Genomic DNA, 23,290 nt, shown 5'->3' with positions numbered 1-23,290 from the left:
GATGAGACCGACTGTGAACGACGCCCAGCGCGACATGGCATTCAGGATATTGACCACGGCAATGGCGATCCTGCGGGACGACCAGCCCTTCGATCCCGCGCATACGATTTTCGGCCGCATTCTTGCGGCGCGGCCTGAGCGCGGCGTGGTTGGTGTTACGGAGTATTCCTTCGAGAATTCGGCATTCCCACGGACTGACATCACCGTAGTTGTGATCCCCGATCCGCTCGACCCCTCGGTCGACCGCACGAAGGTCAAGCAAGTCGTGCTGAACTTCACGATCCGTTTCAGTCCGCTATTGACAGACATTAGCCGCTCAACGCTGGAAGATCTCCTCCAGGTCGATATCGGTTACTGGGTCGACGGCAACGGCGAGCGGTGGCCCGGCAATGATATGGGAACGGCGCCACCGCAGATTCGGCTGCATAGCTATCGCTATCGTGCTTCGAATCTGCCGACGAGCCGATTTCCGGTGGATGTCGAATTTGCTTTCGGCGACCCCGACCCAAAGAATCCAGCGCCGGACGAATCGAAAACGCCGGTCCTGATGGACGTTCTCCTCAAACGCGGCTATTCCGCGATGAAACGGCAACACCGTGAATAGAGCCCGACTTGAACAGCAGGTGGCAAAGCGCCACGGCGCGCGGAAGTGGTTCAGGCCTACTGGCGCAATCCTGGTGATCCTCTCGTTCGCAATCCCGGTACATGCACGGCCCAGTACGCCGACGCCCTCAGAACAGTCGGGGCCAGGAGCTGAGATGAGACCGACTGTGACCGATCCCCAGCGCGACATGGCCTTCAGAATATTGACCACGGCAATGACGATCCTGCGGGACGACCAGCCCTTCGATCCCGCACATACGATATTCGGCTGCATTCTTGCGGCGCGGCCTGAGCGCGGTGTGGTAGGTGGTGCGGAGTATTCCTTCGTGAATCCGGTGTTGCCGGACACGCAAATCATCGTAGTTGTGGTACCCGATCCGCTCGACCCCTCGGCCGACCGCACGAAAATCAAGCAGGTCGTGAGGCGCTTCACGATCCGCTTCAATCCACAATTGACGGACATCAACCGCTCGACGCTGGAAGACCTCCTCCATGTCGATATCGGCTACTGGGTCGACGGCAACGGCGAGCGGTGGCCCGGCAATGATATGGGAACGGCGCCACCGCAGATTCGGCTGCATCACTATCGCTATCGTGCTTCGAAACTGCCGATGAGCCGATTTCCGGTGGACGTCGAATTTGCGTTCGGCGACCCCGACCCAAAGAATCCGGCGCCAGACGAACCCAAAACGCCGGTCCTGATGGACGTTCGCCTCAATCGTGACTACTCCGCGTTGAAACGGCAACACCGTGAATAGAGCCCATCTTGAACAGCAGGTGGCAAAGCGCCACGCCGCGCGGAAGTGGTTCAGGCCTACTGGCGCAATCCTGGTGATCCTCTCGTTCGCACCCCCGGTACATGCACAGCCCAGTACGCCGACGTCCTCAGGACCGTCGGGGCCAGGAACTGAGATGAGACCGACTGTGACCGACGCCCAGCGCGACATGGCCGAATGGGGGCGTCGATATCGCGAACTTGAAGAGTCCAGACGCGCTCGTCCTGCGCCCGGAGTACCGCCTGGAGCGAGGCATCCGGTGTTCGATCGAGCTGTGCTGTCCGGTCCGCAAGGAGCCGCTCGGCACTCTCGCGAAGAAACTGCAAGTGCTGCCTGTTATTGCGGACCGCGACATCGAGAACCCTGGCCTGAATCTCGAGCTGATGCGAACGGTTATCGAGCTCCCGGGCACGTACGAGAAAATATTGGTGTACAGCAAGAATCAACGTGACAACGAATACCACGGCGAAACACAGGATCACGGTATGCCGCGGACGTGAACTGGCGCGGTCCCAAACCGTTTTCGCAGGCGTTTTAGACGCGGACGGCAGGCGCATGCCGGCTCTCCGGTGATCCAGCTCCAGGTCCAAATACTATTCCTTCCCAACCATCTCGACATAGCTATCAACCGCACTGCTCACCGTCGGATGAAAGCACGCATCGCCAATCAGATCGGTCAGCTCGAAGCGTCTGAGCTTGTCGCGAACCGGATCCTTCATCTCTGCAAAGTGCAGCGCAATCCCGCGCTCGTCGAGGGTGCGCGTCAGTTCCCGCAGCATGTCGGCGGAGGTGACGTCCACGCTCGTCACCGGTTCGGCCGCCACCACCACACGCCGCACCGGTGCCGGCGATTCGGCGACGGCTTCCAGCAGGCGCTCCTGAAACTGCTCGGCATTCGCAAAGAACAGCGGTGCATCCCAGCGAAACAGCACGAGCCCGGGGATTCGCTGGGCATGCGGATAGCGCTGCAAGTCGTGATAGCCGCGCAATCCTTCAACGCTTCCCAGCACCGCGTAGTGCGGTCGCCAGCCGTCCCACAGAAATTCGATGACCGCGATCACCACCGCGAAGCAGATGCCGGGAATCGCACCGAACACCGCGACGCCGGCAAAGCAGGCCATCGACAGCCAGAACTCCCATTGCTGGATGCGGAAAATCCGCTTCAGGTCCGTGATCTCGAACAGACCGAGCGCCGCCGCGATAACGACCGCGGCGAGCGCACTGTTGGGCAGGTAGCGCATCAGATTGGGCGCGGCCATCAGCAGCGCCGCGACCGCCAGCGCGCCGACGACGCCCGTCAGTTGCGTCTTCGCACCCGCCGCCTCGGCGACCGGCGTGCGCGACGAACTGCTGCTGATCGGGAAGCCGTGGAACAGGCCGGCCGCAAGATTGGCCGCGCCGAGCCCGACCATCTCCTGATTGGGGTCGACGCGGCTGCGAAAACGTGCCGCGAAAGTTCGCGACAGCACGCTGGTATCCGCGAACGAGATCAGCGCGACCGCGCAGCCGCCGAGCAGAATCTTGACCAGATCGGCGTCGGTGACCCACGGCAGCGCAAAGGTCGGCAGGCCTTGAGGAATCTTGCCGAGCACTTTCACACCGAGGCTATCGAGGTGCAATACGGTTACGCACAACGTCGCGACGATCACGGCGATCAGGATGCCCGGCAGTTTTTCGAAGCGCTTGAGAAACAGGATCAGCACGAGGCTTCCAGCGCCCACCGCGAAGCTATACCAGTTGGATTTGCCATCGGCGATAGCCTGCACGAGGCTCACGATGTCCCGCAATGGCCCGCGCTCTTCGATTGAGATGGCAAACAGTTTGGGCAGCTGACTGATCAGCACGGCGAGCGCAATGCCGTTCATATAGCCGTATCGAATGGGTTTCGACAACAATTCAGTGATGAATCCCAGCCGCAGCAAGCCCATCACGATACAGAACAGGCCGGACACGATCGCCATCATGCTGGCCGCCGCAATCGCGCGCGACGGGTCGCCCGCAGCGATTTGCACCACGACCGCCAGAATCGGAGCGGCGAGCGCGGAGTCGGGACCGAGCACGAGAATCCGGCTCGGACCGAACAGCGCATACGCCAACAGCGGAACGATCGTCGCGTAGAGGCCGTACACGCCAGGGACGCCGGATGCCTCCGCATAAGCGATCCCAACCGGCACCAGCATCGTGGTCAGTACCAGTCCCGCCGTCAGATCGTTCGGCAACCAGCTCAGCCGGTACGTCTTGAGCACCGTCAGTCCCGGCAGCCAGCGCATCCAGCGGCGCGCCCTGCTTACAGCAGTCTGTTCTTTGTGACGAACTGGCCTGTCCGCGTCCATTTTTGGAATGTTCGTAGTCGAGGACGCCGCACCACGGTTTGTGGGCGGTACCGTCATTCGAAGGATAGTCCAGACATCCCGTCGGCGACAGGGATGACGCCGACCGGCCGGGGATCACTGCCGCTGGCGCCTCAGCAGCCACGCGACGCCCCCCGCCAGCGCCATCACTGCCGCGCCGTACACCGCATTGCGATGCCGATCGGTGAACATCTGCCAGCAGTACGCACGCGCTTCGTCATCGAAGCGACCATGCGAAGTGTAGTGACCCGGCACCGGCTCGTAGAGATTCGCGGGCGCATCGGCGGGCAACGGTTCATCGGTCAATTGCCCGTCGTAACCCGCCCGCGCGAGATAGCGGTCGAGCAGCGCCGGCGCGATCCGGTTCGCGAGGATCGCCTTGACCGTCGACCACCCGACCCACACCTGCCGCCGTCGATGGGTGGCCGCAAAGTAGATCGCCCGTGCCGCCACTTCCGGCTGAAACACCGGCGCCACCGGCCGTGCCCTGCGCCCCGTGCGATTGAGCGCCCAGTCGAATTGCGGCGTATTGACCGCGGGCAGATCGACCATCGTCAGATGGATATCGACTCCGTCGTGCAGCAACTCGGAACGCAACGAATCGGTGAAGCCGCGCACGGCAAACTTCGCGCCGCAATAGATCGACTGCAACGGCACCGACCGGTACCCGAGCGCCGAGCCGACATTGACGATCGTCCCGTGCCCGCGCGCGCGCATCACGGGGAGCGTCGCCAGCATGCCGTTGACCTGCCCCAGATAGGTCACCTGCGTGCCGCGTTCGACATCGCGCGCGCTGAGCGCCGACACCGGCGCAAACGCGGTCGCCATCGCGACGTTGACCCAGACGTCGATGCCGCCCCACTCGCGCTTCACACGCTGCGCCGCGCGCTCGATCGCGTCGGCATCGGCGACATCGGCCGGAATGGCGAGTGCGCGCACGCCATAGGTCGCGGCGATCTCCTCGGCGGCACGAGCGAGCCGTCGCGGCTCGCGCGCGATAAGCCCAACGTCATAGCCCTGCCGCGCGAATTCGGACGCGCTCGCGCGCCCCACGCCGGCACTTGCCCCTGTAATGACGACGACGCCCTTGCGCTCGACGTCGCCGCTGCGGGTCTCGGTTTGCACCGTCACAGCGTCGCTGGCCACTTTGAACACCTCCGAGGTTGCACATCCAGTGAGGTGGTGAAGCAAAGCGCAGTCCCGACGATTCGAGCTGGGGATCTGCGAATTGCGCGCGAGTCCAGCGCACGCTCGGCCGCCGGGACGCCGGCCGCCGGGACGCCGGCCGCCGGAACGCCGGCCGCCGGAAAAACAAATGGCCGCAGCGCGGGGCTGCGGCCATCAGGTAGCGGTTTCCGAGGCTTGCGCGCTTCAGCGCATGGCCGAAAACGTCGAACTCACGTCACGTTCATCGCCAACGCACTCTCGCGATAGTGCTGGCTCGCCTTGTCGGTATCGCCCAGCTGCTCGTGCAGACGCGCGAGCGCGCGATGCGAGCGGATCTTCAGCGTCTCGTTGTCGGCAAGCTTCAGCGCGCGTTCGAGGAACGACTGCGCCTTGCCCCACAACTGCTGATGCAGACACAGACGCCCCAGCGCGAACATCAGGTCCGCGTCTTCCGGCCGATCCTTCTGCCACGCCTCGGCCTTCTGGATCAGCGGCAACGCATCGCCGCCGGCCGTGTCCGGATAGCGTCGCAACAGGCGCGCATCCCAGTTCTGCGCGAGCGCCTCCTCGACGATCTTGCGCGCCTCCTGCGGACGGTTCAGCGCGACCAGCAGTTCGGCGGCGGTGTCGGCGAGGCGCGGCGAATGACGCTCGGTCGCCGACAGCGAGTTCCACAGTTCGAGCAGCGCGTCCGCATTGTGGCGACGATCGCGCAGCAGATTTTCCGCCGCCAGTTGACGCAGCCGCACCGCGACCGCCGGATGGATCGCCTCGCGCTTCTCCAGCGTCTTCACGAGCTTCAGCACTTCGCCCCAGTTCTTCAGCTGCTGCTGCGCGCGCAGCATGATTTGCTGCGCGTGAATGCGCCGCGCGCCCTGCGATTGCATCTCGGTCAGCGCATTGAGCGCGCCGTCGGCGTCGCGGCCGTCGGCGCGCATGTCGGCGGTGGCCATCAGGCGCGCGTCCTGCCAGTCGGCTTCGTCGATCTGCGCGAGCCATTCGTCGCGTCGCGCGTACTCATGCATGCGATGCGCGGCGGTCGCCGCGATCAAACCGGCCGCGCCCTTGTTGTCGCCATTCGTGAGCGCGTCCTTGGCGGCCTTTTCCGCGCGCGAGAAACGCCCCGCGTACAGGTTGCCGATCGCATCGCGCAACGCCGCGTGCGCCTTCGCGACACGCGCGCGTGCGCGGTACGCGGCGACGCGCTGCGGCATGCGCCAGATATTGCGGATGATGCGCAACAGCGCATAGAGCAGGATGAACAGCACCACCAGCCCGACGACGAACAGGTTCAGCGACATGTCGACGCGGTACGGCGGATAGATCAGCAGCACTTGCCCAGCGTCGAAGCGCCCGCCCACCGCGAGCACGACCGCGACGGCGAACAGCGCCGCGAGCCATAGGAGTCCCCGGATCGCCATGATTAACCCCGGTTCCGGTATTGATTGACGGCCTGCAGGCTCGTATCGAGGTTCGGCAGCTCGACCGCGGCCGAACCGGCGTCCACCTGCTTGACCAGATCGATGACCGTCTGCGTGTCTTTCGACGACGCGTCGAAGTAGCGCGTCAACGCGGACTGCGCCGCCTGCAGGTCGGACTTCAGCGTGGTCTGGTTGCGCGACAGCAGCGCGAGACGCGCCGACAGCAGACGCAGCTTCAGGTTCTCGCGCACGAAGTAGCCTTGATCCGGCGTGACCAGCATCGCGTCGGCGTTGTCGATACGGCGCACCTGCACGAGGCTCGTCAGCTGTTCGGCGATGCCGTGCGTGACCTCGTCGATCCACACTTCCCAGCGCGGCTTGCCGGTGGCCGCGGCCACCTTCGCGGTGTCGGCCCACGTGGCCGCATGCGGCGTGGCACGCGGAATCGGTGCTTCACCCGACAGCGGCAGGCCGTTCACGTGATCGATCGCGTTGTCGAGCTTGATCGCGAGGCCGGTCAGATCGGTGGACGGCGCGGCCTTCAGCTTGTCGATGTCCTGCGCGATCGCCTTGCGCACCGCGACCGCCTGCGGACTGTCCGACGCCGCGAGGCGCGTATCGGCGCTTTGCAAGGCGAACAGCGCGAGCTGCGTATTGCCGGTCAGCTGCAACTGCTGGCTCGCCGCCGACAGCATCTGCCCGACTTCGGCGAGCGTCCAGTCGTCGCGATTGCGCGCGAGATCCGCGTATTGCTGTTGCAGCGCCTGCTGCGCGGCCTGCGCATCGGCGAGCTTGCCTTCGAGCTGCGCGACCTGCGAGTCCGATTGATGCACGGTGGCGAGCGCCTGGTCGATCTTGATGCGCAGCTCGTTGGTCTGCGTGTCGTTGGCCTGCTGACGCTGCGCGAGTTCCTGCTCGGTGCGCACCAGCTTGCGGTTCATCGCGAAGCCGCCCACGCCCGCCGCGCACGCGATGACCACGATGACCAACCACAGCAGCGGTCCGCTCGCGCTGCGGCGCTTTTGCGCTTCGTACGGCGTGAAGGGTGGGTTCGACGGCAAGGCGGCGCTTGCGGGCGGCTGAGGTGAGGCGTTCGTGGATGCGTTCGTTTCAGTCATGCGTGGTTGAGCCGGGTTGGACGATACCGGTTGGACGACGAGAGGCACGGCGGCCGCGGCAACGAGGGCTCGGACTATGCGCTCGTCGCCCGCGCCGGACACCGTAATCCTATCAAAACCCAATGCCCGCGCGGTCTGCGCGATGCGCGGATGCGGCGTGACGAGGGGCGCGTGTTTGAGCTGCTCGATCTCGCCGGCAGTCAGATGTTCGTGCGCGAGTTCGTGCAGATTGCGTACGCCTTCGGAGCTGGTCAGAAGCCATGCGTGCGGCGTGCCCGCGAGCAGTTCGTGCACGCGCGCCCATGCGCCGATCGACGGCTCCGGCACGATGCGCCGGTAAGCGGCCACCGCGTCGACTTCGGCGCCGGCTTCACGCAGGCGCTCGCTCAGCCATTCGCGGCCGCCGTCGCCGCGCACGATCAGCACGCGCTTGCCTTCGAGGCCCGCGGCACCGAGTTGCGCCTCGAGCGCGGCAAACAGGCTCTCGGAGTCGAAGCTCGTCGATTCGTCGTCGGCGCCCGCCGCGGGGCTGATCACGCGATGCTCGGGCGCGCTGACGCCGTGGCGCGCGAGCGCATGCACGCTGCCCGGGCCGACCACGCCGATCGGCAGCGCATGCGGCCAGATATCGTCCTGGCGCGCGAACGCGTGATCGACTGCGTTCGGCGACACGAACACGACGAGCGCGTAGCGTTCGAGCGACGCGAGCGCGGCGCACAACGGCGCGTCGTCGATGACGGGCGCGATGTCGATCAGCGGGAAGTCGAGCGACGCGAGTCCGGCTGCTTCGAGCTGTTCGACGAGTTCGCTCGACTGGCCGGCCGGCCGCGTGATCACGACCGTGAAGGGCGCCTTCTCGGGCGAGACGGCGGCCATCACTCGCTGGCCGCCGCGCTGGGCGCGGCCGCGGGACCGCTCGCCGTACTGAGCGCGCGGACGATGTCGAGGGCGCCCTGCTGCACGAGCGAGTGCGCCACTTCCTCGCCGAGCGCGAGCGCGCGCTCGACGGTGGGCGCCGGCGCCGACGCCTGCGCGCTCAGCACGCGCTGGCCGTCCGGCGTCGCGACAATGCCGCGCAGATGCAGCGCGCCATCGCCCCAGGTTGCGTAGGCCGCGAGCGGCACCTCGCAGCTGCCGCCGAGCGCGCGCGATACCATGCGCTCCGCTTCGACGGCCGCCGCCGTGTGCGGATGATGCAGCGGCGCGAGCCATGCGGCGAGGTCCGCGCGATCGGCGCGAATCTCGATGCCGAGCGCGCCCTGGCCCGCCGCGGGCAGACTGTCCTCGGGATCGAGCAGCGCGCGGATGCGATCGGCGAGACCCAGCCGCTTCAGCCCGGCCGCGGCCAGAATGATCGCCGCGTAATCGCCGCGATCGAGCTTGGCGAGTCGGGTATCGAGATTGCCGCGCAACGGCCGCACGTCGAGATGCGCATAGCGCATGCGCAGCATCGCCTCACGCCGCAGACTCGAGGTGCCGACCACGGCACCGGCCGGCAGCGCGGCGAGCGAGTCGTACTGATTGGACACGAGCGCGTCGCGTGGGTCCTCGCGCTCCATGATGGTGGACAGCGCGAAACCGGCGGGCAACTCCATCGGCACGTCTTTCAGCGAATGCACCGCGAGGTCGGCGCGGCCATCGGCGAGCGCGGCTTCGAGCTCCTTCACGAAGAGCCCCTTGCCACCCACCTTCGACAGCGTGCGATCGAGAATCTGATCACCGCGTGTCGTCATTCCGAGGATTTTTACGTCACAAGATGGATATAATTTGTGCAGCGCACATCGCACATGCTCGGCTTGCCACATGGCAAGGCGGCTCTCTCGCGACGCAATCACAAGCGTGTGGGGTGGCGTGGAAAACGTCTCGGTGTTCATTAGCTTGCTGCTGGATGTCGGGATGGAATAACAATCAATGTTAGCACGCGCCCTCGTTCGCGCCCTTTGGTTTCAAGGCACGGCGAAGCGCCGTGCGCAAGCGGCAGCGACGGAGGAGACGGGCTTCGCGCCACGCGCGAAGGCGCCCATTGCGCGTTGTCACGTACGGTCGTTCGCGCACTGCGCGGCGGCATGCGGGATGATGCAATGCGGCGAACATGCTGAGGCGATGCCTGACGCGTGTTCGGTCCCAGCGCGGGCTGGCAGCCCGTGGCTCCTTTCTCCCTCGTCGGCGTCGCGCGATTCGGCAGCGCTCGTGTCGTTCCGCGTACGCGGTGCGGCACGCGCGGGCCGCGCTTCCAGTCGGTCGAGCAATCGCCGTGTACAGTCGCCGTTTCAAGTCTCCGTTGCAGTTGCACTAGCAGTCCGTCTTGTAGTCCGTTGCGTAGTCCCTGTTGCACGCAGTTCACGTTGCACTTGCTGGTGGCAGTTCCGCAGTCGCAGTTCATCAATCAACAGACCCTGGCTTCCCCGAGGAAACTCATCGTGACGTCTTCCGGATCGGCGCGCCCCGCCCGCCGCAACACTGCCTCGCCCACCGCTCGCCCGGCCGACGCCGCGGCGCCTGACGCCCTGTCCGACGTTGCCGCGCACGCCATATCGTCGAGCGTCGGTCAACATGGCGACACGCGCGCCGACCAGCGCGCCAGGCGCCGCGCCCTCGCCGCTCGCGCCAGCAAAGCCCCGAAGGCCGCGCAGACCTCGGTGCCCGTCAAGCAGGACAAGGCGCAAAAGGCGTCGAATGCCGGCAAGGCCAGCAAGGCCGAACAGGCCGCGACGTCGGCCACCGCGCGCAAGCCGGCCAAGGCCAAGGTCGATGGCGACGCAACACCCCCGCGCGCCGCGAAACCGTCGAAACCGAAGGACCTGCCGCCGGCTGAGTCCGCCGCCGCGACCACCCCGAAGAGCGGCGGCCGCACGCGCGAGGACAAGGACCACCCGCTGTTCCAGGACATCCGCTATCTCGGGCGTCTGCTCGGCGACGTGCTGCGCGAGCAGGAAGGCGAGGCGGTGTTCGACATCGTCGAGACGATCCGGCAGACGGCAGTGCGTTTCCGTCGCGAGGACGACAGCGCCGCCGCGCAGACGCTCGACAAGAAGCTGCGCACGCTGACGCCCGAGCAGACCGTCAGCGTCGTGCGCGCGTTCAGCTACTTTTCGCATCTCGCGAACATCGCCGAGGACCGTCACCGCAACCGCCGTCACCGAATTCACGCGCTCGCGGGCTCGGCCTCGCAGCCGGGCACGATCGCCCATGCGCTCGAGCGGCTCGCCGCGGCTGGTGCCGCCGCGACACCGGTGCTGCAGCGGTTTTTCGACGACGCGCTGATCATGCCGGTGCTGACCGCTCACCCGACCGAAGTGCAGCGCAAGAGCATTCTCGACGCGCAGCACGACATCGCGCGTCTGCTCGCCGAGCGCGACCAGCCGCTGACGAACCGCGAGCGCGCGCACAACGAAGCGATGCTGCGCGCGCGCGTCACGTCGCTGTGGCAAACGCGCATGCTGCGCGACTCGCGTCTGACGGTCGCCGACGAAATCGAAAACGCGCTGTCGTACTACCGCAGCACCTTCCTCGAAGAACTGCCGGCGCTGTACGCCGACATCGAGGAGGCGCTGAAGGAACATGGCCTCGAAGCGCGCCTGCCGCCGTTCTTCCAGATGGGCAGCTGGATCGGCGGCGATCGCGACGGCAATCCGAACGTCACCGCCGAAACGCTCGAAAATGCGATCACGCGTCAGGCCGCGGTGATCTTCGAGCACTACCTGGAGCAGGTGCACAAGCTCGGCGAGGAGCTATCGATGTCGAATGTGCTCGTCGGCGCGAGCGATGCGCTGAATGAGCTCGCGGCCATCTCGCCCGACCATTCGCCGCATCGCACCGACGAGCCGTATCGCCGCGCGCTGATCGGCATCTACACGCGGCTCGCGGCAAGCGCGCGCGTGCGCCTCGGCGAAGGCAGCGTGCCGCTGCGCAGCGCCGGCCGCGGCGTCGCGCCGGTCCGCGCGATCCCCTACGACGACGCCGCCGACTTCGTGCGCGACCTCCACGTGCTGATGGATTCGCTCGCCGAGCATCACGGCGCGCCGCTCGCCGCGCCGCGTCTCGCGCCGCTCGCGCGCGCGGCCGAAGTGTTCGGCTTCCATCTCGCGAGCATCGATCTGCGGCAAAGCTCCGACATCCACGAAGCGGTGATCGCCGAGCTGCTCAAGCGCGCCGGTGTCGAGGACGATTACGTGGCGTTGCCGGAAGCCGACAAGCTGAACGTGCTGCTCGCCGAGCTCGCGCAGCCGCGCGCGCTGCGCGTGCCCTCCGCCGACTACTCCGAGCTCGTGAAAAGCGAACTCGCCGTGCTCGAGGAAGCGCGCATGACGCGCGAGAAGTTCGGCGCGCGCGCGGTGCGCAACTACATCATTTCGCACACGGAGACCGTTACCGACCTGGTCGAGGTGATGCTGCTGCAGAAGGAAACCGGCCTGTTGCGCGGACGCCTCGGCGACGAGCACGACCCCGCGCGCGCCGGCCTGATGGTGATCCCGCTGTTCGAGACGATCCCCGACCTGCGCAACGCGCCGCACATCATGCGCGATCTGATCGCGCTGCCGGGCATTAGCGCGCTGATCGAACATCAGGGCAACGAGCAGGAAGTGATGCTCGGCTACTCGGACAGCAACAAGGACGGCGGCTTCCTGACGTCGAACTGGGAGCTGTATCGCGCGGAGCTTGCGCTCGTGTCGCTGTTCAACGAACGCGGCGTGACGCTGCGTCTGTTCCATGGGCGCGGCGGCACCGTCGGGCGCGGCGGCGGCCCGACCTACCAGGCGATCCTGTCGCAGCCGCCGGGCACCGTCGACGGTCAGATCCGTTTGACCGAGCAGGGCGAAGTGATCGCGAGCAAGTTCGCGAATCCGGAAATCGGCCGGCGCAATCTGGAAACCGTCGTGGCCGCGACGCTCGAAGCGTCGCTGCTGCCGCACGACCACACGTTGGCCGAGCTGCCGGTGTACGAGGAAACGATGCAGCAGCTGTCCGATACGGCGATGGCCGCGTATCGCGCGCTCGTCTACGAAACGCCGGGCTTCAAGGAGTATTTCTTCGAGTCCACACCGATCGCGGAGATCGCCGAGCTGAACATCGGCAGCCGCCCCGCGTCGCGCAAGCTGCAGGATCCGAAGCAACGCAAGATCGAGGATCTGCGCGCGATTCCGTGGGGCTTCTCGTGGGGTCAATGCCGGCTGCTGCTGACCGGCTGGTACGGCTTCGGCAGCGCGGTCGCCGAGCACCTCGACAGCGCGCCGTCCGACGCCGAACGCGCGCGCCGTCTCGCGCTGCTGCAGAAGATGCACAAGAGCTGGCCGTTCTTTTCGAACCTGATGTCGAACATGGACATGGTCATCGCGAAGACCGACCTCGCGGTCGCGTCGCGTTATGCCGCGCTCGTGACCGACAAGAAGCTGCGCAAGCATGTGTTCGAGCGCATCGTCGCCGAGTGGGAGCGCACGTCGAAGGTGTTGTCGGAGATCACCGGCAAGAGCGAGCGGCTCGCCGAGAATCCGCTGCTCGCGCGCTCGATCAAGAATCGCTTTCCGTACCTCGATCCGCTCAATCACCTGCAGGTCGAACTGCTCAAACGCTATCGCGCGGGCGACACGAATGCGCGCGTGCGGCGCGGCATTCATTTGAGCATCAACGGAATCGCGGCGGGGTTGCGCAATACCGGTTGAGGTTGCCGCATTGGCGGACAAAAGCCGGGTGTGGCCGACGCAGGTCACACCCGGCTTTTCTCATTGCGCGAACCCTGCCGCTACAATAGAGCCCGCCATGTACCAGTACAAGTTCGGCAATTATTCTGGTATCTCTATTACCCCCTCCACGCGCAGCCGATAGCATGACGACGCCGTCTTCCGCCGATCACCCGCCGCCGCTCGACGCCACCCCGGCCCGCGCGCTCGGCGACTTCATCCGCGCCCATCGCGAGCGGCTGTCGCCGCAGGCGGTCGGGCTGCCGCCGGGGCCGCGTCGCCGCACGCCCGGTTTGCGGCGCGAGGAAGTCGCGCAGCTGTGCGGCGTGAGCCCGACCTGGTACACGTGGATCGAGCAGGGCCGGCCAGTGTCCGCTTCCGCCGATGCGCTCGCGCGCATCGCGGTCGCGTTACAGCTGTCGCGCGCCGAGCGCGCGTATCTGTTCGAACTGGCCGCGCAACGCGATCCGGCCGAGCCCGACCCGGCCGCCGCCGATGCGCCCGCCACGCTGCTGCAAACCGTGCAGCTCATCGACACGCCCGCCTACGTGCTCGACCGTCAGTGGAATGCGCTTGCGTGGAACGAGCGCGCGGCCGATCTGTTCGTCGGCTGGCTCGACGGCGCGCACGACCGCAACCTGCTGCGCTACACGTTCACCGAGCCGGCCGCGCGCGCGTTGATCGTCGATTGGGAAACGCGCGCGCGGCGGCTCGCCGCCGAATTCCGCGCCGACTCGATCCGCCATCTGAACGATGCGCCCACACGTGGGCTGATCGATTCGCTGTCGGCCGCGAGCGACGAATTCGCACGCTACTGGGCCTCCCAGGACGTCGGCGGGCGCGAAGGTGGCAGGCGCGAGTTCAACCATCCGCGCGACGGGCGCATCGTTTGTGACCAGATCACGTTCAAGCCCGCGCATCGCGAGGATCTGAAGCTCGTGGTGCTGGTGCGCGAATAGGCCCGCGATGGGCGGCAGCGCTTTGGCCGCCGTCACCCGGTGTTAAAATCTTCGTCTTTCTTCGCTGCGGCGGCGCTTCTGCACGATTCGCGCACTCGCGTTGCCAGCCTCTTCACCGCTCGTTTTTACCGCCCAACACCATGACGTCCCAACTGCACAAAAAAGGCGAAGCCTGGTCGGCTCGCTTCTCGGAGCCGATGTCGGAACTGGTCAAACGCTACACGTCGTCGGTTTTCTTCGACAAGCGTCTGGCGTTCGTCGACATCGAAGGGTCGCTCGCGCACGCGTCGATGCTCGCCGCGCAGAAGATCATTTCCGCCGACGACCTCGCCGCGATCCAGCGCGGCATGGCGCAGATCAAAGGTGAAATCGAGCGCGGCGAGTTCGAATGGCAGCTCGATCTCGAAGACGTGCACCTGAACATCGAAGCGCGCCTGACCGCGCTGATCGGCGACGCCGGCAAGCGCCTGCACACCGGCCGCTCACGCAACGACCAGGTTGCGACCGACATCCGCCTGTGGCTGCGCGGCGAGATCGACCGCATCGGCGAGCTGCTCACCGAACTGCGCGTGGCGCTGCTCGAGATCGCGGAGAAGAACGCCGCGACCATCATGCCGGGCTTCACGCACCTGCAGGTCGCGCAGCCCGTCACGTTCGGCCACCATCTGCTCGCGTACGTCGAAATGTTCTCGCGCGACGCCGAGCGCATGATCGACTGCCGCAAGCGCGTGAACCGTCTGCCGCTCGGCGCGGCCGCGCTCGCCGGCACCAGCTATCCGATCGACCGTCACGCCGTGGCGAAGACGCTCGGCTTCGACGGCATCTGCGCGAACTCGCTCGACGCAGTCTCCGACCGCGACTTCGCGATCGAATTCACGGCCGCCTCCGCGCTCGTCATGACGCACGTGTCGCGCTTCTCCGAAGAGCTGGTGCTGTGGATGAGCCCGCGCGTCGGCTTCATCGATCTGGCCGACCGTTTCTGCACCGGCTCGTCGATCATGCCGCAGAAGAAGAACCCGGACGTGCCCGAACTCGCGCGCGGCAAGACCGGCCGCGTGAACGGCCATCTGATGGCGCTGCTCACGCTGATGAAGGGCCAGCCGCTCGCGTACAACAAGGACAACCAGGAAGACAAGGAGCCGCTGTTCGACACCGTCGATACGGTCGCCGACACGCTGCGCATCTTCGCCGAAATGGTCGCCGGCATCACGGTCAAGCCGCAGGCGATGCGCGACGCCGCGCTGCAAGGCTTCTCGACCGCGACGGACCTCGCCGACTATCTCGTCAAGCGCGGCCTGCCGTTCCGCGACGCGCACGAAGCAGTCGCGCTCGCGGTGCGCGTGTGCGCCGATCGCGGCTGCGATCTCGCGGACCTGACGCTCGACGAAATGCGCGGCGAACTGCCGAACGTCGCGCATCTGATCGGCGACGACGTGTTCTCGTATCTGACGCTCGAGGGCTCGGTGGCGAGCCGCAATCATCCGGGCGGCACCGCGCCCGAGCAGGTGCTGGCCGCGGTGAAAGCGGCGCGTGCGACGTTGAAGTAATCGATGCCTGGGCAGCGCCGTGAGCCTAAGCTTGCGGCGTGGCTGGTTGAACCGGATCGAAAAGGCGGACCCGTTTGGCGGGTTCGCCTTTTTTATTGCCGCGTGTGAATGGCGAATCGAAGGCAAAAGAAAGCCCGCCAGAAGCGGGCTGAAAAGACTTCCACCGATACCTCAGCAAGAGGCCATCAAAGTGTAGGCGGGTTTCGCTCGCCGACCAATGCGCGCACATTTCCGGCCATTACAGCGGAAAGCAAAGCGCCTCAGCGGGGCACGCACGATGACATCCGGCGGGCGAACGCCAATTGAATCCCGGCAGTTTTTGACTACCATTCAATCAGGTTCTCCTCGCGCTTCGTCGACGATGCTCTCTCGCACTTCTCCCCCTCCTGTTTCTCACCGTGTGGCTCTGCGCTCCTTCACGGCCGCTCGCATGCATCGGCTATCGCTCGCCGCACTCGGTGTTGTCGCCGTGGCCGGTTGCACGATCACACCGCTGACGCCGCACGAAACCGTCAGCACACCGGTGGCCGCGATCAACAGCGCGACGCTCGATCAATATCGCGACGCGGTCGCACGACGGATCGTCGAGCGCAATCCGTCGTATGTGCTCCAGGGCAGGCCTCAGCCGATGCTGCGCTCGCTGGTGGTGGTGTCGTTCACGGTCGATCGTTATGGACACATCGTCGAGTCGTCGGTGTATCGCACGAACGGCGACGACGAAGCCGAAAGCACCGCGCTCGCGACGCTGCGCCGCTCGGCGCCGCTGCCGCTACCGCCCGGCAAGCTGCTGAACGGCCGCGGCCAGCTCGAGCTGTTCGAAGACTGGCTGTTCAACGACAACGGCAAATTCCAGCTGCGCGAGCTCGCCTCGCCGCAAGCGGAAACGTACGACTGAGCGCGGTTGGCGCGTGCGCTGACACGCACCGCCCAGCGCATCCGCGCATGGGTCGGCCACGCGCGAGCTACTCGAGTCATCGCGCATAACTCATAAAGCCGCCCTCGTTGCCGCGCAAACTTACGCCGCCATTGCTGCGCGACGAGCGCGCTCGCTATAATTTTCCGATTCCCCGCGCCGGAGCCTTCCGGCATGGCTCACGCCGTCCGCACACCCGCCGGCGCGGCGCATGAGCCGACTGCAGTGCCGCGCCGCCACCCCGCGTGCGGCGCCCAAACCTATACCTCAACGAGGATGCCGCCCTTGCGCGCCGCCTGTCTGCGACGCACGGCTCAGCGCGCCGCGGCCTCATACAATTGGAGACCCTGCATGTCCACTTCGCCGATTTCCGCCGCTCAGCCCGCAAGCGGGCAAAACAGTAGGGCGCGGATCATCTTCGCGAGCTTCATCGGCACCGCGATCGAGTTCTACGATTTCTATGTCTACGCGACCGCCGCGGCGCTCGTGATCGGACCGGTATTCTTCCCGCATGGCTCGGCCACCGCGCAGGCGCTGTCGGCGTTCGTCACGTTTGGCATCGCGTTCGTCGCGCGACCGATCGGCTCGTTCCTGTTCGGCCACTTCGGCGACCGCATCGGCCGCAAATCGACTCTGGTTGCGTCGCTGCTCGTGATGGGCCTGTCGACCACGCTGATCGGCTTCGTGCCGGGCTACGACGCGATCGGCAGCCTCGCGCCGATCCTGCTGTGCGTGCTGCGTTTCGGCCAGGGTATCGGCCTCGGCGGCGAATGGGGCGGCGCCGCGCTGCTCGCCACCGAAAACGCGCCGGCCGGCAAACGCGGCTGGTTCGGCATGTTCCCGCAGCTCGGGCCCTCGATCGGCTTTCTCGCGGCCAACGGTCTGTTCTTCGCGCTCGCAATGTCGCTCTCCGACGAGCAGTTCCGCAGCTGGGGCTGGCGCGTGCCGTTCATCGTCAGCTCGGTGCTCGTCGCGCTCGGGCTGTACGTGCGGCTGAAGATTGCGGAAACGCCCGCGTTCCAGGTAGCGATCGAGCGCAAGGAGCGCGTGCGCGTGCCGATCGCGACGCTGTTCTCGCAGCACTGGCGGCCGACCGTGCTCGGCGCGCTCGCGATGGTGGTCTGCTACACGCTGTTCTACAACGCGACGACGTTCTCGCTGTCTTATGGCGTCGGGTCGCTGCATATTCCGCGGCAGACGTTCCTCGGCCTGCTATGCATCGCGGTCGTGTTCATGGCAATCGCGACGCCGCTGTCGGCCCGTGCGAGCGATCGCTTCGGGCGTAAGCCGGTGCTGATCGTCGGCATCATCGCGGCGATCCTGTCGGGCTTCACGATGGCGCCGCTGCTCGGCAGCGGCGAGCCGTTGCTCGTGCTGCTGTTTCTCGTGATCCAGCTGTTCCTGATGGGCGTGACCTTCGCGCCGATGGGCGCGCTGCTGCCAGAACTGTTTCCGACCAACGTGCGCTATACGGGCGCCGGCGTCGCCTACAACCTCGGCGGGATTCTCGGCGCGTCGGTCGCACCGTATATCGCGCAGGTGCTCGCCGCGCACGGCGGCTTGGCGTGGGTCGGCGCGTACGTGTCGGTCGCCGCGGCCGTGAGCCTTGTCGGCGTGCTGTGCATGCGCGAGACGCGTGATGAGAGTTTGATGAAATGATGCAACGCGCATCGACGGAACAACGCTTTCGTCGATGCGCGTTTGCCGAGGTTCGATCGATGCTGCACCCGCGCAGTTTTTACGCGTCTGCGGCAGCATGCAGAGAGCATTATTTCCTCGCTGTTTCCGCGGCCCGGCCCGGGTAAAACCCCCGCCTTGCGCGTCCTTTTGACTTGCCTATACTCCCTGACATAACCCTATAGAAAACGGGGGATCCGCATGAACGTCCATCTTCACAATGCCGATATCGTGACGATCATCGCGCTGGCCTTGCTCGGCTCGCTGCTGCTCGCGCTGCGCTTCCGTCCGACGACATGGAAATCCATCGTCGTCGAGGCGCTGGCCGCGAACGCCGCGGCCATTGCCGCGGTGGTCGCGTTCGAAATGCTGGTCGCCTGAGGCTGGTGCTCCGGGCCTGAGCACGGCGCGCGGCTTAGCGGTAGTAGTAGCCGTGATGGTAGTAGCCACCGCCGCCGTAGTAATAGCCCGGCGCCGGCGCGATAACGCAGCCGCCGAGTGCCGATGCGAGCAGCGTGCCGGCCACGAGAGTCAGGATCAAGCGTTTCATGTTGTTCTCCATCGAGTCAGATTGATTCGAGCGCAATCCCCGAATGACCCGATTGGACACGATGCGCGCCGCAGCGAACGTTGCCATTTGTAAGGGAACATCACCGAGCTGTTACAGGACCGGCGCGCTGGATCGGCGCGTTCGATCGACCGCCCCGCTGCCGCCAGATCGCGCCACCATGGCGGAAAACACCGCCTATACTCCGTTGAGCGCACTGTCGCGATAGAAACCTTGCTGGCCGCGCCGGTGTCGCCGCAATCGAGCGGTTCGACGCGCGCCGTGCGAGCTTCGACGCACCGCGGCGTATCAGTTTGCCGCCCAGGCGTCCGCGCATCGGACGCTTCGGCGTCCAACGAAAAGCGACAGTTTTAACAGACGTGTAATCGATTCCTCTCCGCCCGCTGTTCCCCGACACGGGCGTTCTTTGAGGCGCGACGATGCAGTCCCCGCCAGCAAGGGTGGACTACGCATCGCGCCTCTTTTCTTTTGCGCGAACGAACTCAGGCGGCGGCTGAACCTTGCTGCATCGCGAGCACCGGCTCTGCCGCGTACACGTAGTCGATCGCTTCGAGCGCCGCGCTGATGGGCGGCACCGAGTCGCCGTCGCCGATCGAGGTCGAGCGATACGGCGCCTCGACGCCGCAATGCGATGGCGACGTCGCGACGAAGATCATCACGGTGCGCTTCTGCAGCGCATGCGCGAGGTGCACGAAACCCGTATCGGTACCGACCACGAGCGCGCACGCGCCGATCATCTGCGCAACTTCGGTCACACTCAATGGCGGCAGCACGGTCGCGCCTGGCACCTGCGCGGCGATCTGCCCGGCTTCGGCAAGCTCACCGTCCGAACCCCACGGCAGCACCACACGGAAACCGCGCTCGCTCAACTCGCGTCCAAGCGCCGCCCAGTGCGTGAGCGGCCATTTCTTGTCGGCTTTCGAGGTGGCGTGAAAGAGCGCCGCGACAGGCGCGTCCTGCGTCGCGAACGGCTGCGGGACGGTTTCGGGTAGCTGCAGGTCGTAGATGGGCGGTCCTTCCACTTCGTAGCCGAGCGCCTCGCTGGCGCTGATGCGCATGCCGTGCCACGCGCTGCCTTGCGGACGTGGGCCGAAACGCCCGGTGTAGGCGAACGCCGCGCCACGCTCGCCCAGATCCAGGGATTGATAGCCGATGCGCCGCGACGAGCGCGCGAGGAAGGCGATGATCGCGCTCTTGTAGACGCCGTGAATGTCGATGATGTAGTCGTAGCGATACGCGCGCAGCTCGGCGATGGATGCCCAGATCGCCTTCAGATCACTCCAGCGACGCGCCTTCTTGAAGCGGCGCAGCGGCGCGCACAGCACGCGATCGACGCCCTGGCTCCAATGCACGACTTGTGCGAATGCTTCGTCCGCCGCCCAATCCACCTGAACGCCAGGAAATGCGCGTTTGATGTCGGCGACGACTGGCAACGCCTGCACGATATCGCCCAGTGACGTGACCTTGACGATAAGTATTCGCTTCATTGAGGGTCTGTTCGTTGTTCGAAGTTGAACCATTCTAGCTGACGTCTTTACCGATCCCCGCGCAAACGGCCGTTGCGCGCGGTGCGATTCTCAATACGGCACATTACAGCAAAAAATATCCGCCTGATTATTCACTTCACTTCATTATTTCAAACATCTTTCACGTATTCTTGTCGGTCCCGCACGCTTTATACTTTGCCCTTTGCACGAATCTAATTCATGTCCCGGCCCTTCCCTTCCCGTTCGCCAGCTGTCATGCGTCGCGCAAAACGCCTGTGGCGGCAATACGGCATCTTCTGGCTCGGTGCCATCGCCGTCGGCCTGGTCGCGGTGCTGTACGCGCGCCTGATCGACTGGGGGTATGACGCGTTTCTCGATGTCCGGCAGCGGTATGTGTGGGCGCCGCTCGTGATCACGCCCGCGGTCGCCGCACTCGCGGTCTGGCTCACGCGCAAGTTCTTTCGCGGCTCCGAGGGCAGCGGCATCCCGCAGGTGATCGCAACGCTGCACACGAAACAGCGCGGATACGGCACGCGGCTGCTGTCGCTGCGAATTCTGCTCGGCAAAATCGGCGTGTCGTTTCTCGCGATTCTCGGCGGCTTTACGATCGGCCGTGAAGGACCGACCGTGCAGGTCGGCGCCGCGCTGATGTTCAATCTGCGCCGGTTCTATCCGCGCTCGAATGCGCAGATCGAACGGCAACTCGCGTTGGCGGGCGCGGCAGCGGGTTTGTCGGCGGCGTTCAATACACCGCTCGCGGGCGTCGTATTCGCAATCGAGGAATTGACGCGCAGCTTCGAGGCGCGCACGAGTGGCGTGCTGATCACGGCGATCATCATCGCGGGTGTCGTCGCACTGGGCCTGAACGGCAACTACACGTATTTCGGCACGATCCAGATCGGCGCGCATTTCCCTGATCTGCTCGCCGTCGCGGTGGTGCTCACCGCGATCGTCACGGGAATCGCAGGCGGTATCTTCTGCTGGCTGCTGCTCAATACCGCGCGCTGGATTCCGGAGCCGCTGCGTCAGTTGCACGGCGAGCGGCCGGTTGCGTTCGCCGCGCTGTGCGGCTTCGCGATCGCGGTGGTCGGCGTGATCTCGGGCGGCACGACGTTCGGCAGCGGCTATACGGAAGCGCGCGGCCTGCTCGAGGGACACGAGCAGTTGTCGGTGTTCTATCCGTTCCTGAAGATGATCGCGATGGTCGGCTCATACCTGCCGGGCATTCCGGGCGGCATCTTCGCGCCGTCGCTGTCGATCGGCGCGGGCTTCGGCAATCTGCTGCACATGGTGTTCGATTCGATGCAATTGCCGATGCTGATCGCGCTCGCGATGGTCGGCTATCTGGCCGCGGTCACGCAGTCGCCGATCACTTCGTTCGTGATCGTGATGGAGATGATCGACGGCCACGCGCTCGTGATTTCGCTGATGGCCACCGCGTTGATCGCGAGCCGAGTGTCCCGCCTGTTCGCGCCGCCGCTCTACGAGTCGCTCGCCGAGCGCTACGTGGCGCCGCTGCCGCAGCCCACGCCTGCGCCAGTGCCGGAAGTGCCCGCGGTCGAGGTGCCGGAAGCGGAAAGCGAAGACGGCGAGCCGAGCGCCGACGATGCCGCAGACGACATCACGACGGATACCGCCGACTCGCCGCGTCAGTAGATGCGCGAGGGCGACGCGAGGCTGACGTTGCGCGGGTAACGGCACCGCTGGAGTGCAACGGTTCATTTCGACCGGGAAATGGCGAGCGCCGTGGAGATGCGAAGAGACGGCTTCAGACAGAAGCCAGACGACGAGCCGAACGCCGCACCGCATCACGTCGCTGCGACGCGACGCCCTGCGACGTCCTGCACATGATGCGAGATGGACCGCGGTCCATCCGAAGCTCAGGCCTGGGGTATTTCGATCTTGACTTCCAGCACTTCGAGATCGTCCTGACGCTCGAGACTCACGCGTATGTCGTCGTCGGAAATCTTCACGTACTTCGAGATCACGGCCACCAGTTCGCGTTGCAACGCAGGCAGATAATCGGCGGGCGCATGGCCGCCGGCGCGCTCGTGCGCGATGATCAACTGCAGGCGTTCCTTCGCTACCGACGCGGACTTCTTTTTCTCGCCCAGCAAAAACGAAAGAATCGACATGACGTGCGCTCCCCTTACTTGGTGCCGAAGAGGCGCTGCAGCAGCCCGGGCTTCTGGTAATCGACAAAGCGAAGCGATTTCTGCTCGCCGAGGAAACGCGACACGACGTCCTTATAGGCTTCGGCCACATCGGTGCCGTCCATATGCACGGCCGGCAGACCCTGGTTCGACGCGTGCAGCACCGCTTCCGATTCCGGAATCACGCCGATCAGATCGATGCGCAGAATTTCCTGGATGTCGGTCAGCGACAGCATTTCGCCTTCGCTGACGCGCTTCGGGTTGTAGCGGGTGATCAGCAGGTGCTCCTTGATCGGTTCCTTGCCTTCGATCGCGCGCTTGGTCTTCGACGACAGGATGCCGAGAATGCGATCGGAGTCGCGCACCGACGACACTTCCGGGTTCGTCACGATCAGCGCTTCGTCGGCGAAGTGCATCGCAAGCAGCGCGCCCGACTCGATACCGGCCGGCGAATCGCAGACGATGTATTCGAAGTCCATCGCGATCAGATCGTTGATGACCTTCTCGACACCTTCCATGGTCAGCGCGTCTTTATCGCGCGTTTGCGAGGCCGGAAGGATGAACAGGTTCTCGCATTTCTTGTCTTTGATCAGCGCCTGGTTCAGATTCGCTTCGCCCTGGATCACGTTGATCAGGTCGTACACGACGCGGCGCTCGCAGCCCATGATGAGGTCGAGGTTGCGCAGGCCGACGTCGAAGTCGATCACGGCGGTCTTGCTGCCGCGCAACGCGAGGGCCGACGCAAAGCTCGCGCTCGTGGTCGTCTTGCCCACGCCACCCTTGCCCGAAGTCACCACAATGATTTTTGCCATTACCCTTACCTTGTGTTCGTCAAATGCGTCAATTGGTGCGCGGCCCGCCTCGCCGTGAAA

19 protein-coding genes are annotated in these 23,290 nt (G+C 65.4%); 10 read left to right on the top strand and 9 right to left on the bottom strand.

The window, feature by feature from the left end:
- The first annotated feature begins 1 nt into the window (after window position 1).
- The 3 genes from F6X39_RS06700 to F6X39_RS06690 all read left to right on the top strand — a co-directional run bounded on the left by F6X39_RS06700 (window position 2) and on the right by F6X39_RS06690 (window position 1,879).
- Complete coding sequence (locus F6X39_RS06700) at window positions 2-604, top strand: hypothetical protein (protein ID WP_187616027.1); 603 nt, start codon at window positions 2-4, stop codon at window positions 602-604.
- A gap of 154 nt (window positions 605-758) precedes the next feature.
- Window positions 759-1,361, top strand: coding sequence for a hypothetical protein (locus tag F6X39_RS06695; RefSeq protein WP_187616026.1), 603 nt, complete (start codon window positions 759-761; stop codon window positions 1,359-1,361).
- Between the two features lie 218 nt (window positions 1,362-1,579).
- Window positions 1,580-1,879 carry a hypothetical protein gene (locus F6X39_RS06690; protein WP_187616025.1) on the top strand — a complete coding sequence of 100 codons (300 nt, stop codon included), beginning with the start codon at window positions 1,580-1,582 and terminating at the stop codon, window positions 1,877-1,879.
- 93 nt (window positions 1,880-1,972) lie between these two features.
- Here F6X39_RS06690 and F6X39_RS06685 read toward each other — a convergent pair whose 3' ends face one another.
- The 5 genes from F6X39_RS06685 to hemC all read right to left on the bottom strand — a co-directional run bounded on the left by F6X39_RS06685 (window position 1,973) and on the right by hemC (window position 9,310).
- Window positions 1,973-3,712: a sulfate permease gene (locus F6X39_RS06685; RefSeq protein WP_187616024.1), complete on the bottom strand. Its 1,740-nt coding sequence runs from the start codon at window positions 3,710-3,712 to the stop codon at window positions 1,973-1,975.
- Between the two features lie 114 nt (window positions 3,713-3,826).
- On the bottom strand, window positions 3,827-4,855 hold the full coding sequence (locus tag F6X39_RS06680) for an SDR family oxidoreductase (RefSeq protein ID WP_187616044.1): 1,029 nt from the start codon (window positions 4,853-4,855) through the stop codon (window positions 3,827-3,829).
- A gap of 272 nt (window positions 4,856-5,127) precedes the next feature.
- Complete coding sequence (locus tag F6X39_RS06675; RefSeq protein ID WP_090803508.1) at window positions 5,128-6,318, bottom strand: heme biosynthesis protein HemY; 1,191 nt, start codon at window positions 6,316-6,318, stop codon at window positions 5,128-5,130.
- 2 nt (window positions 6,319-6,320) lie between these two features.
- On the bottom strand, window positions 6,321-8,312 hold the full coding sequence (gene hemDX / locus F6X39_RS06670; protein WP_187616023.1) for a fused uroporphyrinogen-III synthase HemD/membrane protein HemX: 1,992 nt from the start codon (window positions 8,310-8,312) through the stop codon (window positions 6,321-6,323).
- Entirely contained in the window at window positions 8,312-9,310 is a 999-nt protein-coding gene (gene hemC, locus F6X39_RS06665) for a hydroxymethylbilane synthase (RefSeq protein WP_187616022.1), read from the bottom strand. The genes hemDX and hemC overlap by 1 nt, the downstream gene beginning before the upstream one ends.
- A gap of 546 nt (window positions 9,311-9,856) precedes the next feature.
- Between hemC and ppc the strand changes: the two genes are divergently transcribed.
- The 6 genes from ppc to F6X39_RS06635 all read left to right on the top strand — a co-directional run bounded on the left by ppc (window position 9,857) and on the right by F6X39_RS06635 (window position 18,591).
- A complete protein-coding gene (gene ppc, locus F6X39_RS06660) occupies window positions 9,857-13,096 on the top strand; it encodes a phosphoenolpyruvate carboxylase (protein WP_187616043.1) in 3,240 nt (1,079 codons plus the stop codon).
- 164 nt (window positions 13,097-13,260) lie between these two features.
- The gene (locus tag F6X39_RS06655) at window positions 13,261-14,073 is read left to right on the top strand and encodes a helix-turn-helix transcriptional regulator (RefSeq protein ID WP_090803503.1); all 813 of its coding nucleotides are present in this window, start codon (window positions 13,261-13,263) and stop codon (window positions 14,071-14,073) included.
- Between the two features lie 140 nt (window positions 14,074-14,213).
- Entirely contained in the window at window positions 14,214-15,620 is a 1,407-nt protein-coding gene (gene argH / locus F6X39_RS06650) for an argininosuccinate lyase (RefSeq protein WP_184021209.1), read from the top strand.
- A 361-nt stretch (window positions 15,621-15,981) separates the two neighbouring features.
- Entirely contained in the window at window positions 15,982-16,515 is a 534-nt protein-coding gene (locus F6X39_RS06645) for a TonB C-terminal domain-containing protein (RefSeq protein WP_184021206.1), read from the top strand.
- A gap of 369 nt (window positions 16,516-16,884) precedes the next feature.
- Window positions 16,885-18,192 (top strand): MFS transporter, encoded by a 1,308-nt coding sequence (locus F6X39_RS06640; protein WP_187616021.1) that lies wholly within the window; start codon window positions 16,885-16,887, stop codon window positions 18,190-18,192.
- 219 nt (window positions 18,193-18,411) lie between these two features.
- Window positions 18,412-18,591 carry a hypothetical protein gene (locus F6X39_RS06635; protein ID WP_018419748.1) on the top strand — a complete coding sequence of 60 codons (180 nt, stop codon included), beginning with the start codon at window positions 18,412-18,414 and terminating at the stop codon, window positions 18,589-18,591.
- A gap of 34 nt (window positions 18,592-18,625) precedes the next feature.
- Here F6X39_RS06635 and F6X39_RS36610 read toward each other — a convergent pair whose 3' ends face one another.
- Entirely contained in the window at window positions 18,626-18,760 is a 135-nt protein-coding gene (locus tag F6X39_RS36610) for a hypothetical protein (RefSeq protein ID WP_260321106.1), read from the bottom strand.
- A 500-nt stretch (window positions 18,761-19,260) separates the two neighbouring features.
- On the bottom strand, window positions 19,261-20,265 hold the full coding sequence (waaC, locus tag F6X39_RS06630; RefSeq protein WP_090803495.1) for a lipopolysaccharide heptosyltransferase I: 1,005 nt from the start codon (window positions 20,263-20,265) through the stop codon (window positions 19,261-19,263).
- Window positions 20,266-20,520: 255 nt separating this feature from the next.
- On the opposite strand from waaC, the gene F6X39_RS06625 reads away from it, so the two are divergent.
- Window positions 20,521-21,921 carry a chloride channel protein gene (locus F6X39_RS06625; RefSeq protein WP_187616020.1) on the top strand — a complete coding sequence of 467 codons (1,401 nt, stop codon included), beginning with the start codon at window positions 20,521-20,523 and terminating at the stop codon, window positions 21,919-21,921.
- 224 nt (window positions 21,922-22,145) lie between these two features.
- Here the strand turns inward: F6X39_RS06625 and minE are convergent, their stop codons facing one another.
- Window positions 22,146-22,400 carry a cell division topological specificity factor MinE gene (gene minE, locus F6X39_RS06620; RefSeq protein ID WP_008922443.1) on the bottom strand — a complete coding sequence of 85 codons (255 nt, stop codon included), beginning with the start codon at window positions 22,398-22,400 and terminating at the stop codon, window positions 22,146-22,148.
- 14 nt (window positions 22,401-22,414) lie between these two features.
- Entirely contained in the window at window positions 22,415-23,230 is an 816-nt protein-coding gene (gene minD / locus F6X39_RS06615) for a septum site-determining protein MinD (protein WP_018419744.1), read from the bottom strand.
- Between the last annotated feature and the right edge of the window lie 60 nt (window positions 23,231-23,290).

It is taken from the genome of Paraburkholderia sp. UCT2, from assembly GCF_014397665.1.
GTDB lineage: Bacteria > Pseudomonadota > Gammaproteobacteria > Burkholderiales > Burkholderiaceae > Paraburkholderia > Paraburkholderia tuberum.
The sequence above is the reverse complement of the archived record's forward strand: the minus strand, read 5'-3'. Positions and strand labels throughout refer to the sequence as shown.

Bases quoted from the DNA above. Each gene is read 5' to 3' on its own strand.
- F6X39_RS06700 (WP_187616027.1), top strand. From the start codon at position 2: ATGAGACCGACTGTGAACGACGCCCAGCGCGACATGGCATTCAGGATA.
- F6X39_RS06695 (WP_187616026.1), top strand. From the start codon at position 759: ATGAGACCGACTGTGACCGATCCCCAGCGCGACATGGCCTTCAGAATA.
- F6X39_RS06685 (WP_187616024.1), bottom strand. From the start codon at position 3,712: ATGGACGCGGACAGGCCAGTTCGTCACAAAGAACAGACTGCTGTAAGC.
- F6X39_RS06675 (WP_090803508.1), bottom strand. From the start codon at position 6,318: ATGGCGATCCGGGGACTCCTATGGCTCGCGGCGCTGTTCGCCGTCGCG.
- hemDX (WP_187616023.1), bottom strand. From the start codon at position 8,312: ATGGCCGCCGTCTCGCCCGAGAAGGCGCCCTTCACGGTCGTGATCACG.
- hemC (WP_187616022.1), bottom strand. From the start codon at position 9,310: ATGAACACCGAGACGTTTTCCACGCCACCCCACACGCTTGTGATTGCG.
- F6X39_RS06655 (WP_090803503.1), top strand. From the start codon at position 13,261: ATGACGACGCCGTCTTCCGCCGATCACCCGCCGCCGCTCGACGCCACC.
- argH (WP_184021209.1), top strand. From the start codon at position 14,214: ATGACGTCCCAACTGCACAAAAAAGGCGAAGCCTGGTCGGCTCGCTTC.
- F6X39_RS06645 (WP_184021206.1), top strand. From the start codon at position 15,982: ATGCTCTCTCGCACTTCTCCCCCTCCTGTTTCTCACCGTGTGGCTCTG.
- F6X39_RS06640 (WP_187616021.1), top strand. From the start codon at position 16,885: ATGTCCACTTCGCCGATTTCCGCCGCTCAGCCCGCAAGCGGGCAAAAC.
- F6X39_RS06635 (WP_018419748.1), top strand. From the start codon at position 18,412: ATGAACGTCCATCTTCACAATGCCGATATCGTGACGATCATCGCGCTG.
- F6X39_RS36610 (WP_260321106.1), bottom strand. From the start codon at position 18,760: ATGAAACGCTTGATCCTGACTCTCGTGGCCGGCACGCTGCTCGCATCG.
- waaC (WP_090803495.1), bottom strand. From the start codon at position 20,265: ATGAAGCGAATACTTATCGTCAAGGTCACGTCACTGGGCGATATCGTG.
- F6X39_RS06625 (WP_187616020.1), top strand. From the start codon at position 20,521: ATGCGTCGCGCAAAACGCCTGTGGCGGCAATACGGCATCTTCTGGCTC.
- minE (WP_008922443.1), bottom strand. From the start codon at position 22,400: ATGTCGATTCTTTCGTTTTTGCTGGGCGAGAAAAAGAAGTCCGCGTCG.
- minD (WP_018419744.1), bottom strand. From the start codon at position 23,230: ATGGCAAAAATCATTGTGGTGACTTCGGGCAAGGGTGGCGTGGGCAAG.